The 15,735-nt window shown below is 69.7% G+C and carries 11 protein-coding genes and 1 pseudogene; 6 read left to right on the top strand and 6 right to left on the bottom strand.

What is annotated here, in order from left to right:
* Positions 1–33: 33 nt before the first annotated feature.
* Both AC5L35_RS27525 and AC5L35_RS27520 read left to right on the top strand, forming a co-directional pair.
* Positions 34–1,491: a sensor histidine kinase gene (locus tag AC5L35_RS27525; protein WP_495062612.1), complete on the top strand. Its 1,458-nt coding sequence runs from the start codon at positions 34–36 to the stop codon at positions 1,489–1,491.
* Positions 1,488–2,183 carry a response regulator gene (locus tag AC5L35_RS27520; RefSeq protein WP_495062611.1) on the top strand — a complete coding sequence of 232 codons (696 nt, stop codon included), beginning with the start codon at positions 1,488–1,490 and terminating at the stop codon, positions 2,181–2,183. The genes AC5L35_RS27525 and AC5L35_RS27520 overlap by 4 nt, the downstream gene beginning before the upstream one ends.
* On the opposite strand, the gene AC5L35_RS27515 is transcribed toward AC5L35_RS27520, so the two are convergent.
* Positions 2,147–3,331, bottom strand: coding sequence for an acyl-CoA dehydrogenase family protein (locus AC5L35_RS27515; protein WP_495062610.1), 1,185 nt, complete (start codon positions 3,329–3,331; stop codon positions 2,147–2,149). The two genes, AC5L35_RS27520 and AC5L35_RS27515, sit on opposite strands and share 37 nt — an antisense overlap.
* A gap of 187 nt (positions 3,332–3,518) precedes the next feature.
* Positions 3,519–5,258 carry an oxalyl-CoA decarboxylase gene (gene oxc, locus AC5L35_RS27510; protein ID WP_495062609.1) on the bottom strand — a complete coding sequence of 580 codons (1,740 nt, stop codon included), beginning with the start codon at positions 5,256–5,258 and terminating at the stop codon, positions 3,519–3,521.
* A 250-nt stretch (positions 5,259–5,508) separates the two neighbouring features.
* On the opposite strand from oxc, the gene AC5L35_RS27505 reads away from it, so the two are divergent.
* Positions 5,509–7,110 carry a FadD7 family fatty acid--CoA ligase gene (locus AC5L35_RS27505; RefSeq protein ID WP_495062608.1) on the top strand — a complete coding sequence of 534 codons (1,602 nt, stop codon included), beginning with the start codon at positions 5,509–5,511 and terminating at the stop codon, positions 7,108–7,110.
* A gap of 22 nt (positions 7,111–7,132) precedes the next feature.
* On the opposite strand, the gene AC5L35_RS27500 is transcribed toward AC5L35_RS27505, so the two are convergent.
* A complete protein-coding gene (locus tag AC5L35_RS27500) occupies positions 7,133–8,065 on the bottom strand; it encodes a LysR family transcriptional regulator (RefSeq protein ID WP_169393611.1) in 933 nt (310 codons plus the stop codon).
* Positions 8,066–8,220: 155 nt separating this feature from the next.
* Positions 8,221–9,291 carry a cation diffusion facilitator family transporter gene (locus AC5L35_RS27495; RefSeq protein ID WP_495062607.1) on the bottom strand — a complete coding sequence of 357 codons (1,071 nt, stop codon included), beginning with the start codon at positions 9,289–9,291 and terminating at the stop codon, positions 8,221–8,223.
* 38 nt (positions 9,292–9,329) lie between these two features.
* Here AC5L35_RS27495 and AC5L35_RS27490 point away from each other — a divergent pair, with 38 nt between their 5' ends.
* Positions 9,330–9,698, top strand: a complete 369-nt coding sequence (locus AC5L35_RS27490; RefSeq protein ID WP_495062606.1) for an ArsR/SmtB family transcription factor — start codon at positions 9,330–9,332, stop codon at positions 9,696–9,698.
* A gap of 3 nt (positions 9,699–9,701) precedes the next feature.
* On the opposite strand, the gene AC5L35_RS27485 is transcribed toward AC5L35_RS27490, so the two are convergent.
* Entirely contained in the window at positions 9,702–12,566 is a 2,865-nt protein-coding gene (locus AC5L35_RS27485) for a Pls/PosA family non-ribosomal peptide synthetase (RefSeq protein ID WP_495062605.1), read from the bottom strand.
* A gap of 964 nt (positions 12,567–13,530) precedes the next feature.
* On the opposite strand from AC5L35_RS27485, the gene AC5L35_RS27480 reads away from it, so the two are divergent.
* Complete coding sequence (locus AC5L35_RS27480; protein WP_495062604.1) at positions 13,531–14,982, top strand: glycosyltransferase family 2 protein; 1,452 nt, start codon at positions 13,531–13,533, stop codon at positions 14,980–14,982.
* An 83-nt stretch (positions 14,983–15,065) separates the two neighbouring features.
* Here AC5L35_RS27480 and AC5L35_RS27475 read toward each other — a convergent pair.
* Positions 15,066–15,173, bottom strand: a pseudogene (locus tag AC5L35_RS27475) (IS481 family transposase); the annotation flags it as partial.
* Between the two features lie 86 nt (positions 15,174–15,259).
* On the opposite strand from AC5L35_RS27475, the gene AC5L35_RS27470 reads away from it, so the two are divergent.
* A partial coding sequence (locus tag AC5L35_RS27470) for a DUF222 domain-containing protein (protein ID WP_495062603.1) occupies positions 15,260–15,735 on the top strand: 476 nt, incomplete at its 3' end.

Genomic DNA, 15,735 nt, shown 5'->3' with positions numbered 1-15,735 from the left:
CCACCTTCTCCGAGTCACGAATCCGGTGATCGCATGACCTCGCACGGCGTCGGCCCCCGCCCGGATGTCCCTGCGCTCGTCGAGTCCGACATCGCGAACGGCTGGCCGGACCGGTTCGCGGCATGGGTCGACGACCGGCTCACGAGGGTGGGGCTGACCAGCGACTTCCAGCGTGACTGCGCGCTGGCGGTGACGGTGGTCCTGGCCTCAGCCGTGATGTTGCTGGTGCTGTTCGCCGACACCGGGGAGATGGAGAGCCTGGGCTTCGGACCGTTCCAGATGGCCGCGGTGTTCGTCGTGATGTCAGCGCAGGCGCTCCTGTTGTGCATCCGGCGCGTGAACCCCGTGCTCTGCCTGACCGTGGTGGCGGTGTTGCAGGCGGCGCTGATCGCCGTGCTCCCGGTCGAAGGCGCCGTCCGCGGCTTCGCACCGTTCGTCGCCGCGTACACCTGCGGTGTCCTGTTGCCGGTTCGCCGGGCGGTCCGGATCGTCACCGGCGTCGGGGTGTTCGAGACCGCCGTTTTCGTGGTGACGCACTTCGTCCCCGGCCTCACCATGGCAGCGCAGCTCGGCGCGCAAGCACCGGACGTGTCGTCGACGTCGGCGGTGTGGGTGGCGATCGACCAGCTGCTCTCGAGCGTGCTCACCTACGCCGCGGCGGCGGTCGTCGGCGCGTACGCCGCCACGCGCCGGCGGTACGTCGAGCTGCTGCGGGTCCGTGCCGAGGAGGCGATCGAGTCGCAGCGGGCGATGGCGGAGGCCGCCATCGGGCTGGAGCGGTCCCGCATGGCCAGGGAACTGCACGACATCGCCGCTCATCACCTCTCCGGCATGGTCGTGCAGACGGCAGTGGTCGAGCGGCTCATCGACCGCGACCCCCAGGCGGCGAAGGACGCGGCAGCGTGGATCCGGGCGCAGGGCAAGGAGACCCTGCACAACCTGCGCCTCGTCGTCGGCACCCTCCGCGAACCCGGGCAGGGCGACGCCCGTGGTGACGCCGGCGTCCTGGAGGACGGCGGGGCCCCGGTGCCCGGCCTCGCCGTGCTCGACCGCCTGCTGAGCACGGCGCGCGAGCTCGGGACGCCGGTCGAGTTCGTGCAGGAGGGTGACCGGCAGGAGCTGCCGCCGATCGCCGACGTGACGTTCTACCGGGTCGCGCAGGAGGCACTGGCGAACGCGAGGGACCATGCGCCGGGTGCACCGGCGCGGGTCCTCCTCCGCTTCCTCGGGTCGGAGGTCTCCCTGGACGTCGTCACCGATGCCGGGCCGCCGCGGGTCCGCGACACCGCGACACCGCCGCGCGGCCATCGAGGGTTCGGTCTGGTCGGGATGAAGGAGAGGGCGCAGGTGATCGGCGCGACGTTCGACGCCGGGCCGACCCCGTTCGGCGGGTGGCGGGTGTCGCTGGCGCTTCCGCTCGACCGCGAGACCCCGGAAGCGGCATCACTCCGGGTTTGGGGCACCAGCACCGGAAGGAGGGGGGCGTCATGATCAGAGTGGTTCTCGCCGACGACCAGTTCGTGGTCCGGGCGGGGTTCCGGGTCATCCTCGAGCTCGCCGAGGACATCGAGGTCGTGGGAGAGGCGGCCGACGGCCCGACCGCCGTGGCGCTCGCCCGCCGCTTGAACCCCGACGTCGTCTGCATGGACGTGCGCATGCCCGGCGGCAACGGGCTGGCCGCCACCCGCGAGATCGTCTCCGGCGCCACGCCGGAGTCGTCGCCCGCCGTGCTCGTCGTGACCACCTTCGACCTCGACGAGTACGTCTTCGGTGCGCTCGAAGCCGGTGCGAGCGGGTTCATCCTCAAGGACACCGAGCCCGACGACCTCGTCGACGCCGTCCGGCGACTCGCGAACGGATACGGCCTCGTCGACCAGGCCGTGACCCGGCGGGTGATCGCCGAGTTCGCCCGGCGGCGACCCGCACACTCCGCGAACGCCGACGCGTCGCACCAGCTCACCGCCCGGGAGACCGACATCGTGCGGCTGCTCGCCCAGGGGCTGTCGAACGCCGAGATCGCGAAGGCACTCGTCATCGAGACGAGCACCGTCAAGTCCCACCTCGGGCGGGCCATGACCAAGATCGGCGTTCGGGACCGGCTCCAGACCGTGGTGTGGGCCTACCGGAACGGGATGCACACAGCTCCTCAGAGCACGGGCATCGGTGGGACCTTGCCGAAGTAGAGCCCCCCGGCCCATTCCCGCATCCGCTCCTGACCCATGACGTGCTGGCCCAGCGTGGTCAGGTCACGCAGCTGGCGCTCCAGCGGGCACGTCTTCCTGACGGCGGTGGTGCCGACGGTGTTCACGAGGAGCCGAACCGCGTCACGACACGCTGACACCGTGTGGACGTAGCAGCCGGCCAGGTCAGCCCGCTGCTCGAACGTAGGCTCGTCGCCGGCCTCCACGGTGGTCCACAAGGAGCCGACGGTGTCGTGCGCGTAACTGCGGGCCGAGCCCACGAGTGCTCGGGCGCGGGCGATACCGGATCGCACGCGAGGTTCGTCCTTGGCCGAGGTCATCTCGGGCATCATCACCTTACCGGCAAGAATGTCGGTGGCCGTGTCACAGGCGTCCAGGGCCACGCCCACGGGCACACCCACGACGTTGGCCACGAACATTCCGCGCCACGCGTAGAGCGTTCCTGAGCGGTGCCTCTCGCCGGGATACCAGGTGTTCCCAGCGGGGACGAATGCGTCGGTGATCGTGTAGTCGTGACTGCCGCTTCCGGCCAGGCCTGTCGTGTTCCAGGTGTCGAGCACCTGCCACCTGGCCGCGGGGAGCATTGCTATCCGGAATTCCGGCGAACCGTCGGCCGTGGTTCGCGGTATCCCGTTCTCGGTCACCCGAGCACCGCCTGTGATGACGTCGGCATGGGTGGATCCGCTGCCGAACGACCATCGACCCGACAGCCGGTAGCCGCCGTCGCAGACCTCGAGGGTCCCTGCTGGGGAGATCAAGCCCGCGGTCACCGCATCGAGGTCGGGGTAGAGCGACCGAGCGGTGGCATCGTCGACGTAGCCGCTGTAAAAGCCGCTGTCGGATCCGATCATTGCGCACCAGCCGGCCGAGGCATCGGCTCGCGACAGTGTCTCGATGATCTCGATCTGCCGGAAGATGTCGAGTTCGGGCCCGCCCCACACCTTCGGCATCGACATTCGGAATACCCCGGTTGACCGGAGTGCGTCGATGACCGGTTGGGTCAGCCGGCGGGCGGATTCCACCTCATCGGCATGCTCCCGCAACAACGGGCCGATCTCGGCCGCTCTGGCAAGAATGGTCGAACTGTCCGGCACCGGCTCTGTCTCTGTTGCCATCTGCATGGTCCCCATGACGGAGCACCGTAATCGCGACGGTTCCGAAACGGTAGGCATCCCGATGTTAATTCGGGCTGCCTTTACCGAGATTTGGAATAATGAAAATTCGGGAGACCGACTCTCAGCCGCTGGACAGCCGTAGCCCAGCTCCTCCACGAGGAGCTGGGCTACAGGCCGGTCGGGACTACCGGGAGGGAGTCGCCTACTTCTTCTTCGTCAGGCCGATGCCCTTCGGGTTGAGGTGCCCGATGTTGCCGCTCTCGGTGCCGGCGGAGGGGTCGATCACGCAGTCGATGAGCGCCGGGCCACCCGAGGCCAGTGCCTCGGTGAGGGCCGCGGTGACCTCGGCGGGCGTGGTGGCGCGGTAGCCCTTGCCGCCGAACGCCTCGATCATCTTGTCGTGGCGTGCCTCGATCATCAGGGCCGTCGGCGCCGGAGCGTCGCCGAGCGGGTTGACGTCGTCACCACGGTAGACACCACCGTTGTTCATGATGACCGTGACGACGGGCAGGTTGTAGCGGCAGATCGTCTCCAGCTCCATCCCGCTGAACCCGAACGCGCTGTCGCCCTCCACGGCGACGACCGGGTCGCCGGTCTCGACGGCGGCGGCGATCGCGTAGCCCATGCCGATGCCCATGACGCCCCAGGTGCCGCTGTCGAGGCGGTGGCGCGGCACGTGCATGTCGATCACGTTGCGGGCGAGGTCCAGCGCGTTGGCGCCCTCGTTGACGATGTAGGTCTCGGGGCGCTCGTGCACGACGTCCCGGATCGCCTTCAGGGCACCCATGAACTGCATCGGGTGCTTGTCGGCCTTGAGGCGCTCCGCCATCTTCGCGACGTTCTGGGCCGAGCGCGCCGCCAGCTCCTCACGCCAGGCGGTGGGGGCCGCGATCTGCCCCGGCTTGGTCCGCTCGGCGAGCGCCTCGAACACGGACTCGATGTCCCCGACGAGCGGGGCGGTGATGGGCTGGTTGCTGTCCAGCTCGGTGGGCTCGATGTCCACCTGGACGAACTTCGCGTCGGGGTTCCACTGCGGGGCCTGACCGTGGTTGAGCAGCCAGTTGAGCCGGGCGCCGACGAGCATCACGACGTCGGCCTTCTTCAGCGCCAGCGACCGGGCGGTGGCCGCCGACTGCGGGTGGTCGTCGGGCAGCAGGCCCTTCGCCATCGACATCGGCACGTACGGGATGCCGGTGGACTCGATGAACTCGCGGATCTGGTCGTCAGCCTGCGCGTAAGCGGCGCCCTTGCCCAGCACCACCAGCGGCCGCTCGGCGCCCGCCAGCACCTCGATCGCGCGGTCCACCGCCTCGGGAGCGGGCAGCTGGCGCGGCGCGGGGTCGACGAGACGGCTCAGCGTCTTGGCGCCGGTCTCCGCGTCGATGATGGAGCCGAGCACCGCGGCCGGAATGTCGAGGTAGACGCCGCCGGGACGGCCCGAGATCGCGGTGCGCAGCGCGCGGGCGATGCCACGGCCGATGTCCTCGACCCGGCTCACCCGGTACGCGGCCTTGCAGAACTGCTGCGCAGCGGCGAGCTGGTCCATCTCCTCGTAGTCGCCCTGCTTGAGGTCGACGACGTGCCGCTCGCTCGAGCCCGAGATCTGCACCATCGGGAAGCAGTTCGTGGTGGCGTTGGCGAGCGCGACGAGCCCGTTGAGGAAGCCGGGCGCGGATACCGTCAGACATACGCCGGGCTTCTTGGTGAGGTAGCCGGCGATCGCCGCCGCGTGCCCTGCGTTGCTCTCGTGCCGGAAGCCGATGTAGCGGATGCCCTCCGCCTGCGCGAGCCGGGCCAGGTCGGTGATCGGGATGCCGACGACCCCGTAGATGGTCTCGACGTCGTTGAGCTTGAGCGCGTCGACGACCAGGTGATACCCGTCGGTCTGCTCGGCCGGAACGTCGGGGGTCGGCGCAGTCTCCTGCGCTGAAGGGGCGGTCATGGTCCGAGGTCCTCCTGGGGCGGCTGTGCCTGTTCGGATGCTCCTGATCACTTTCCGCAGCGTTCGTCCTCACGTCCAAGACCTATAGGCGACCAGCCGATAAACAACATCTATCAAATGGTGATCGTTGCATGTCACGCTGGTCGTGCGGCACGTTGATAGATGCTCGCTATCGGCTGGTCGCCGGTGCGTATTGGACGCGCGCTCCGCGCCCGCGCAGGCTCGCCGGGGCAGCTTGATCGAGGAGGTGGTGATCATCGCGGTTCCGACGGCGGCGTCGATGAGCGACGCCAACCGGTACCGGCCCCCGGCGGTCACGGGCCTCGCCGACCTTCTCGACCGGCAGGTGCACGATCGACCCCACGCCAGGGCGCTCGTCGTCACCGCGGCCAGGGCACAGCTGTCCTACCACGCCCTCGCGGCCCTGGTCGAGGACGTCACCGGCCGGCTCCGCGGCACGGGGCTGCGCCGCGGCGACGCGATCGGCCTCGTCTGCGCCAACACCGCGGAGTTCGTCGTCGCGCTCCTGGGTGCGGCGCGTGCGGGGCTGGTGGTCGCCCCGATCGACCCCACGCTTCCCGCCTCGCAGATCTCCGCCCGGATCGGGGCGGTGGGGGCACGGGCGATCCTCCTCGGGCCCCCGGCGGCAGGCGACGCGCCGGTCGCCCAGCCCGACGTGCCCGCCTGGAACCTGCGGGTGGACGTCTCCCCTGCCGGCACCGCCACGGTCGAGCTCGCGACCGGTGAGCCCCTGGTGTCACCCGTCCGTGGGGCACGTCAGGACCTCTCGGCCCACGACGCGCTCGTGCTGTTCACCGCGGGCACCACCGACCAGGCCAAGATGGTCCCGCTCACCCACGCCAACGTGGCGGCCTCGGTCCGGGACATCTGCGCCACCTACGAGCTCGGCGCCGATGACGCCACGGTCGCGGTGATGCCGTTCTTCCACAGCCACGGGTTGTTCGCGGCGCTCCTGGCCTCCCTGGCCAGCGGCGGATGTGTGCTCCTGCCCGAGCAGGGGCGGTTCTCGGCCGACACGTTCTGGAACGACATGCTGGCCGCGGCCGCCACCTGGTTCACCGCGGTCCCGGCCGTCCACGAGACCCTCCTGGACCGGTCGGCGGTGGAGTACCCGGGCCCGCAGGTCGTGCCGGTCAAGTTCGTGCGCAGCTGCGGGGCCCCTCTCAACACGGCCACCCAGCGGGCGCTGGAGCGCACGCTCGGCGCGCCGCTGCTGTCCGTGTACGGGATGACCGAGTCCGCGCACCAGGTGACCAGCGAGCCGCTCCCGCAGCAGGGACCGCTGAAGCACGGGTCGGTCGGCCGGCCCACCGGAGTGGATCTCCGCGTCGTGGACGACCACGGGCACCCGTGCCCGCCGGGCACCCAGGGCGAGGTCTGGGTGCACGGCCCCACCGTCGCGCGCGGCTACCTCGCCGACCCGGCCGGAACGGCGCAGAGCTTTCCCGACGGCTGGTTCCACACCGCCGACCTGGGCTTCCTGGACGAGGACGGGTACCTGTTCCTCACCGGGCGCATCGCGAGCCTCATCAACCGCGGGGGCGAGAAGATCTCGCCGGAGTACGTCGAGGACATCCTCGCCGGGTGCCCCGGTGTCGCCGAGGCGGCCGTGTTCGCCATCCCCGACGCCACCCTGGGGCACCGGGTCGGCGCCGCCGTGGTCGTCGAGCACGAGGGCGAGAGCGTCGGGCCCGAGCAGATCCTGCAGTACTGCCGCCAGCGGCTGTCCGCCTTCGAGGTGCCCGACCGGCTCGACGTGGTCGCCGCTCTTCCTCACACCGCCGAGGGCGGGCTGGACCGGCGGGCGGTGGACGCCCTGTACGCGCACTGACGCCGCAGGCGCCGGGCCGGTCTCACCGGACGCGGTGCTCGGTGGGCAGCGGCTGGTCGAACAGCTCGGCCAGCGACAAGCCCGTTGCCGCCTTCACGAACGCCCTGGCCGCCACCGATCCGGGCGTCGCCGAGTGGATCCCCACGGAGACCTGTGCCCTGACGACCGGGTCGACCAGGCGGACGGCCCGCGTCCTGCCGATCACCGGCATGGCCCGCAACCACGTGTGCGGCACGATGCTCGCCCACTCGCCCGCGCCGACGTGGGCATACAGGGACGCGACCGAGTCGGTCTCCACCTGCGGAGTGACCGCGACCCCGATGTCGGCGAAGGCGCTGTCGATGACCTGGCGGTTCCGCATGTCGGGCGTCAGCAACGCGAGCGGCAGCTGGGCCGCATCCGCCCACGTCATGGTGTCGGTCTGGGACACCAGCTGGTCGGCGGACACCAGCACCACGTACCGCTCCTCGTAGAGCGGCACCACCTGCAGGCTCTCCCGGTCGTCGGGCGCGAAGTGGGCGATCGCGGCGTCCAACTCGTACTCGCGCAGCTGGCGATGCAGGTCGGCCGTGGACAGTCGCGAGCTGACCTGCACCTTGGCCAGCGGGTGCGCCGAGCAGAACGCGGCCACGGGAATCGCCAGTGTGGTCGACGCCGTGGGCTCCGTCCCCAGCCGCAGCGTCCCGGTGATGCCCGACTGGACGGCGGCCACCTCGGCCTTGAACGCGTCCTGCTCGGCGAGGATGCGCTTCGCCCACACGACGAGCCGTTCGCCCTCCGGGGTGAGGCCCTCGTAGTTGTGCCCGCGGTTGATCAGCGTGACGTTCAGCTCCCGCTCCAACTTGGCGATGGCCGCCGAGAGCGCGGGCTGCGAGACGTAACAGGCTTCCGCCGCCCGCGCGAAGTGCCTCTCCCTGGCTACGGCCACGAAGTACTCCAGCTGGCGGAACAGCACGAGCGACTCCTCTCTGCCCGGGCACCGCGTCGGACCCGGCCGCTCAGTTCAGTCGCTCTGGCGACACCTCCCATCATCCTGTGGATGCCGGCGACCGGTGTCACCGCCTCCGACTCGGTTCCGCCGGAGCGACCGATGGCCGACGGATCACCGGGCTATCCGGAGATCGCCCCCGCCTCCAGCGCGGTGGGGTGGTGGGCGAGCACGGCGTGATGGTCGCTGCCGCCTGCGTCGCGCGGGCTCACGTGGACCGTGGCCGCCACCAGGCGGGGCACGTCGTGCAGGAGGCGGTGTTCGGCGGTCGTCGCGATGTCGTGCGCCTCCACGATCCCCAGGCGCGGGTCGACCACGATGCCGGTCTCGGCTCGGACCCGGTGCCCGATCCAGCGCAGCCGCAGCTCCTGGACGTCCACCACGCCGGGCACGGCCCGCAGGGTGGCCTCCGCGGTGTCCACGAGCTCGGGATCGACGGCATCCATGAGACGGCGGTAGATGTGGACCGCCGCCCCCTTGAGCACCACCAGGATCGCGACCGTGATCAGCAGCCCGACGATCGGGTCGGCCGCCGGGAACCCGGCCAGCACCCCGAGTGCACCCACTACCACGGCGAGCGAGGTGAACCCGTCGATGCGCGCGTGCAGGCCGTCCGCCACCAGGGCCGCCGACCCGATCCGGCGCCCGACGCGGATCCGGTACACCGCCACCAGTTCGTTGCCCGCGAACCCGACGAGCCCGGCGGCGATCAGCACTCCGACATGCGTGACCGGCTGCGGATCCAGCAGCCTGCCGACCGCCTCGTACCCGGCCACCACAGCGGACAGCGCGATCATCCCCACGATGAACACCCCGGCCAGATCCTCGGCGCGCCCGTACCCGTACGTGTAGCGCCGGGACGCCGCGCGCCTGCCGAGCACGAACGCGATCCACAGCGGCACCGCCGTGAGCGCATCGGAGAAGTTGTGGACGGTGTCGGCGAGCAACGCCACGGACCCTGTCAGCACCACGACCGCCGCCTGCGCCGAGGCGGTGGCTCCCAGTGCGACCAGGCTGATCTTCACCGCCCGGATGCCCTCGTCAGCTGCCTCCAGCGCCGCGTCCACCGAGTCCGTAGCGTCATGGCCGTGGGGCCGGAACACCGAGCGAACCCACCCCCGGAGCCCACCCCGGTGGCCGTGCCCGTGACCGTGGCCGTGCCCGGCGGTTCCGGAGTGGTGGTTGTCGCTCACGGTTGTGACGATCCCCGACTTCCCGCCATCATGCAACCATGCGCGCGCACGATGAAGTGGCAGATGCGAATCGCCTGCAGCGGCCTGCGGTGGGCGATCAGCTGGCGCTGGCCGCGGAGGTACTGGGACACCTGGCCGACCCCACACGCCTGCACCTGCTGCGGCTGCTCGCAAGCGGCGGCGAGCAGGATGTCACCGCCCTCACCGCCCAGGTCCCGGCGTCACGCTCGTCGGTCTCCCAACATCTGGGGCGGCTGCGCCTGGCCGGCCTGGTACAGGCCCGTCGCGAGGGACGCCGAATGGTCTACCGCCTCACCAGTGACCATCTGCACGCGCTCGTCGAGGAGGCCTACCAGTTCGCCGGGCATCTCGTGCACCGGATCCCCCACCACAGCGGCGAAAGATGATTGCTATCCCCCGGCAGACCGAACCTCCATCGCGGGATTGCCCGCCCACCGGGTGTGCGGTGGCACCTCCTCGCCCTTCATGAGGAAGGAGTCGGGTTCGAGCACCGAACCGTCGCCGATCGTCGTGCCGTAGTGGACGAAGGCGCCGACCCCGAGCGTGACGCCGGAACCGATCGTGACGCGGTCGGACTTGAAAGCACCGTCCTCCTGGGAGTGGCATTGGATGACCGAGCCGGCATTGAGGATGACGTCGTCACCGATCGTCACCATCGTCTTCTCCACGATCTCGCAGCCGTCGTCGAACAGCCGCTTCCCGACCCGCATGCCCAGCATCCGCCAGATCACGCTCTTGAACGGGGTGCCGTTGAAGAGCGGGAAGTTCGCCGTCACGGAGAGTTTCCAGAACCGTTCATGCCGCCAGAAGGCGACGTCGTAGATCGAGCAGCCCGCCGGCCGCAGGGTCTGCAATGATGTGACAGCGCGTGAAATCAGCACGAAGTAACCGACGGCGAAAACGACCATCAGCGTCGTGGCTGCGGCGATCGCGCCCGCGCCGAAACCCTCGTAGAGGTCCACCCCGGCCATCGCGATGAGCGTGACGCCCAGGAAGAAGACCCACCCCGCAAGCAGAAACAGCGCCATCGTGACGATATTGTGCCGATTCTTCGCGGCGAGGCGGCGACGCAGTTCAGCGCTGCTCTCGAGGTCGAAGCTGACGTCCCGCTGCACCGATCTCGGAATCTCGAAGCTGGGTGAACCGAGAAGTCCGACGCCCTCCCTGACCCGGCCGTCCAATGGAATCATGACCTTGGTCGCGAGAAGACAGTTGTCACCCGTCCTACCCTGCGCCGGATAGGCAATCTTGTTGCCGAGGAAGTTGTGCGCCCCGATCGACGCATGAGACACGCGGAACGAGCTGCTCGAGAACTCCGCATTCATGATCGAGAGTCCGTCGGCAACCATCGTTCCGCTGCCGACCGAGCTCAGGTAGGGGGACTCGTGCTTCACATCCAAGCCGAAGTTCGACCCGGTCTGCTCCACCTGGGAAAGGTCGTGACCGAGGCGGCCCAGATAGTTGACGATGTAGGAGCTGTCACCGAAGAGGACCGTGAAGAACCGCAGGTTCGTCATACGTGAGATCGCGTGCTGTGCCCAGTAGTGGATGCCGTAGAGGCAGTAGACCTTGTCCGGCTCGATCAGCCGGTTGAGGATGCGGGGCACGGTCACCACCACGAGAAGAGCGACGAGTGACGAGCCGAAGAAGAGCACGACAGAGGCGATCAGTGCGTCGAGATAGAAGATCGGACTCGTCAAGCCCAGCGTCCCCGCGTCCAGGAGCGCAGCCAGCTTCGGAAACTCCAGGAGGAGCATGGACACGCCACCGAGGAACAGCGGCAGACCCACGGCGAGCATGCCCAGCAGTTGCAGGGCGGGGTAGACGGCCCTCCTCAGGGGGCCACAGGCGGTGGGGTCCACGGTCTTGTAGTCCACCTCGGTCCGCCGCGCGGGCGATCCGTGCCAGTGCTCGCCATCGGGCACGGCCTGCCCGGAGTGGAGCGACGAGGAATGACCCAACTGCGCGTCGTCTCCCATTGAGGTGTCGATGTCGATGACCGTCGACTCACCGACGAAAACGTCCTTACCGAGGGTCACCGGACCCGTATGGATCAGGCCGGCCTGGGCCCGATAGCAGTTGAAGAACGCGTCCTTGCGGATCACCGCACCGTCCCCGATGGTGAGCAGATCGGTGCACACCGGCATGTTCCGGGAGAAGATCGCCACGCCTCGTCCGACACTGGCTCCGAGCGCCCTCAGGTAGAGCACGTGGAGTGGGGAACTCGAACTCGTGCGCGACCGGCCACCCGCCACGAGGAGCAGCGGATTCGACCGCACCAGCGACTTCACGAACCAGAAGCGCACGTACTCGAGGCTCCAGATGCGAATCTGCCGGGGTCGCCACCGGCCGATGAGCACCCACTTCGCCAGAATCGGAATGATGCACAGAGCGACGAAGCCGACGGCCCCGAACAGCACGGAGCGTAGGTAGATGTCGACCAGGCCGGCACCCGCGGAGATCCACTCGAAGCCTCGCTCGAGGGTGAACCCGGAGAGATAGGCAAATCCGAGGAAGACCAGGAACTGCAGCACTCCGCACAGAACGTACTGCACCCGGCCGACCGGTCGGACCTCCTGGACGGGCGCCGGCGGTGCCGACTCGGCAGGACTCGGCGCAGGTTCCGCGAGCGCCGCCGCCAGCCCGCCGAGGGTGGGGTACCGGTAGATGTCCTGCATCGAGACGGACGGGAGATCGGGCCGCTTCCGGACCCTCGCACAGAACTGGGCCATCACCATCGAGTCCGCACCCAGGTCATCGAAGAAATCCTGGTCCGCCGCCACCTGCGGCACGTTCACGAGGTCGGCCAGCACCTGCCCGAAGACCCTCTCGACGGATGTGGGCGCAGAAGTGGGCGCGGAAGTCGGCACGGCCTCTCCGAGCGCTCTCGCCAGCGCCCTGATCGTCGGGTACCGGTAGACGTCCGGCATCGAGACGGGCGGGAGGTCCGCCCGCTTCCGGACCTTTGCGCAGAAGCGGGCCAGCACCATCGAATCGGCACCCAGATCATCGAAGAAATGACCCTCCACCGATATCGACACATGGCCCAAGAGGTCCGCCAATACCTCCGCGAATATCCGCTCGGTGGCGGTCCTCGGGCCGGCGCGCTCTCCTTCTACGACCACCGATTCAGCCAGCTCAACCATTAATGCTTCTCCAGATTTCCCGCACGAACGAAATTCATCCAGACACGGGGCAGCACGTCCGCTGGGCCGTTCAGCGGAACCATGGGCACTGCTCTTCGTTTGTGCCACGCATCACGATGCAGCAGAGAGTGAGAGGCCGTGGACGATCCGTGCTCGGAGCCAACGTTTACGGATCCCACGGATTATGGGCCCGGTCCCGAGAAGGCAGACTAGCCACCCGTTCTGGCCAGCTGTCAAGAGCGGGGCGCCAGAGTAAAGAAACGTTTGCCGGCCGAGTCGGGCCAGGCCGGAGCGGCCATGCCGGAATGCGACGCGGATTTCTAGTCCGAACGCCCGGGCAGCTTAGGTCGTTTGGTTCCCTGATACCGGGGGCGCGGCATCGATGTGAACACGCGGCATTGGCGCGAACACGAAGTGTGAGCAGGCCGGCCGACACGGAGCACGAGTCGGGGACGGCGAAGCCCGGGACACCCTCGGTGAGGGCGGGCTGCGGCAGGCAGGGCGGCAGCGCCTCGACGCTGCGTTACGGTGTTGTCTAGTCTTTCCGGGTGACGCAAGGGCTGCTGCACGGCCACCTGATCGGCAGTGCTCGGACTGCAGTGGCGGCCGTCGCCACCGCGTCGTACGACCGGCGCAGGGAGCGACGCCCGTTCCGGGAGAGCTTCAGCTGCGCGGTAACGCCACGCAGTCGATCAACGAAGTCCGAGTGCCGGGTTTCGCTCACGGTGAGCGAGTCGTCCGGTTGCTCGGGAACCACAGCGATGTCGGTCCCGCCGCCCGACGTACGGATGGATCGGCAGGCCGAGGCACACATGCACGATGCTCAGGCACAACACGGAGGAAGGGGCTGTGGGCGTGACCAGCACTGCTTGTACGCCAAGGTCCGCAGCGGTGCTGCGCTTCCCGGCTCCGGTCCGTCAGGTCCGGTCTCCGTCCGGCTAGATTGTCGTCCCGCCTGCTCCCCGGCCAGGTGTTCGGCTCGCTCCCGCTCCACCCGATCGTCGTCCCGCCCTCCCGTCGCTCGCTCCCTGTCCGGCCCACTCCCCGTCCGGCCCGCCATCGAGGAATCTGCATGAACACCCCGCCCGAATCCGCTGCTGCGCCGCTGAAGCCCGCCGAGCTGATGTCGGCAGGCTCCCTCGCGGACGGTCGCCGGAGACAACCCGGCGCACCGCTCGCCCCAGCGGCCGCCGGTGCCTTCGAGCCGATCCAGGTGGTCACCATCGACCTGGCGAAGCCGCTGGAGGCGCTCGAACGGCTCCCGTCCACGAGCGGCGTTCCCTACTGCGGGGTGCGGGTGCTGGTGCTGCTGCACGACATCCCGATCGGGGTGGTCTGGGTCGGCTTCGACTCCGACAAGCTCTCGGCGCCCGCGCTCGCCGAGGCGATCAGCGCCGAACTCGGCGACCACCTCATGGACCACCTGCTCCGCGACGGAGTCGAGGCGGACACGGCCCGCTCGGCGTTCGATCCCGAGGCGCTGGCGCTCGGCTTCCCCGGCACCTGCACCGCGGTGACGTCGGCGCCCCCGGGGATCCGGGCCAGCGTCGTGCTCGCGACCCGCGGGCGGCCGGCGTCCCTCTCGCACGCCCTCGACGCCTTGCTGCGGTCCGATCACCCGGACTTCGAGATCGTGGTCGTGGACAACTCGCCCTACGACCTCAGCACGGCCACCCTCATCCACGAGCGCTACTCGGACGACCCGCGCATCCGGCTCGTCCCCGAGCCCCGGCCCGGCCTGTCGTACGCGCGCAACCGCGGACTGAACGCCGCCGAGGGCGACATCATCGCGTTCACCGACGACGACGTCGTGGTCCAGCCGTCGTGGCTGAGCCGCATCAGCGCCGAGTTCGCGGATCCGGCGGTCACCTGCGTGACCGGGCTGGTCGAACCGGTTGAGCTCGAGTCGTTGTGGCAGTGGTGGTTCGAGTGCGCAGCCGGGTTCGGCCGGGGCACCGAGCGCCGCGTGTACCACCTCACCGCGTCACCCGCCGCGTCGCCGCTCTTCCCGTACGAGCTGGGCAGCTACGGCACGGGTGCGAGCATGGCGCTCCGGAAGAGCGCGCTCCCGCCGGGATGGGCCTTCGACGAGGCACTCGGCGCGGGCAGCCCGGCCGCGGGCGGCGAGGACCTTGACCTGTTCCTGGACGTGCTCACCCTGAGCGGCACGCTCGTGTACCAGCCTGCGGCGTTCTCCTTCCACCGCCACCGCGCGGACGGGGCAGGCCTGAGCGCGCAGATGCGCGGTTACGGTCGCGGGCTGACCGCGCTGCTCGCCAAGCGTCTGCTCACGCGTCCGCACGAGCGCACGCTGCTGCTCAAGAAGGCTGCGGCCGGCGTCCGCCACGTCCTCGGTCCGGAGTTCCGCACCGGGGCCAAGGAGACGGTCGCCGCGGCGCCGTATCCCCGTGCGCTGCGGATCCAGGAGGCGCTCGGAATGCTCCAGGGCCCGGCGACCTACCTGATGGGCGTCCGCCGGGCGCGGCGCCTCAGGAAGGTCTGGGGCCGGCCCGACGGCCGCTAGCCGTACTGCCCAGCAGGGTTGTCGACCCGGCTGATGAGTGGGTGGCCGCGGTGGGCTTTCTCGTCGGGTGGATCTCGGCGTAGGCCGAGCTTCGTCACATCCACGTGCACCAGTTCGCCCGGGCGGGCGCGTCCGCAGCGGCGGATCACTGTGCCGGTGGGGCGGTCGAGCCAGGCCGGCCGGGTGAGCCCGGCAGACCACCGCCACGAGCGCTGAACGGCCGATGACCTGCGACGACGAGCATCGATTCGAACATGCGTTCGAGTATGATGAGGGGGTGTCGGACAGCCCGCTCGCCATCGCGCATCGCCTCCTGGTGGAGGCGATCGACGCGCTGTCCGCGGCCGCTGAGCCCGGTGCCACCGACGACGACCTGCTGTCCGTGCTCACCCTGTGCGAAGGCACCAGCAGGCGGCTGGACCGGGTCGTCGTGGCCACCGTGTCCGCGCTGGAGCGGCGCGGCACGTTCGCCGAGCGGGGCTACAAGTCCACTCCGGCCGCGCTGGGCGATCTGCTCGGCTGGGAGCGGTTCGAGGCCCGCACCCGGGTGGTCGCCGCCGAGCAGGTCTGCCCCCGGGTCGGCATCGACGGCACCGCGCTACCCGCCCGGCTGCCCGCCACCGCCGAGGTCTTCGCCGCCGGGCACACCGGGCTGCGGCACGTCGCGGTGATCGCCCGGGTGCTTGCGAGCCCGGCCGCGCAGCGGCTCACGCCCGAAGTGTGGGCCGGGGCTGAAGCCCAACTCGCCGAGAA

It is taken from the genome of Pseudonocardia sp. OZ21 (genome assembly GCF_059359135.1).
This window is presented reverse-complemented; position numbering and strand designations above follow the sequence as displayed.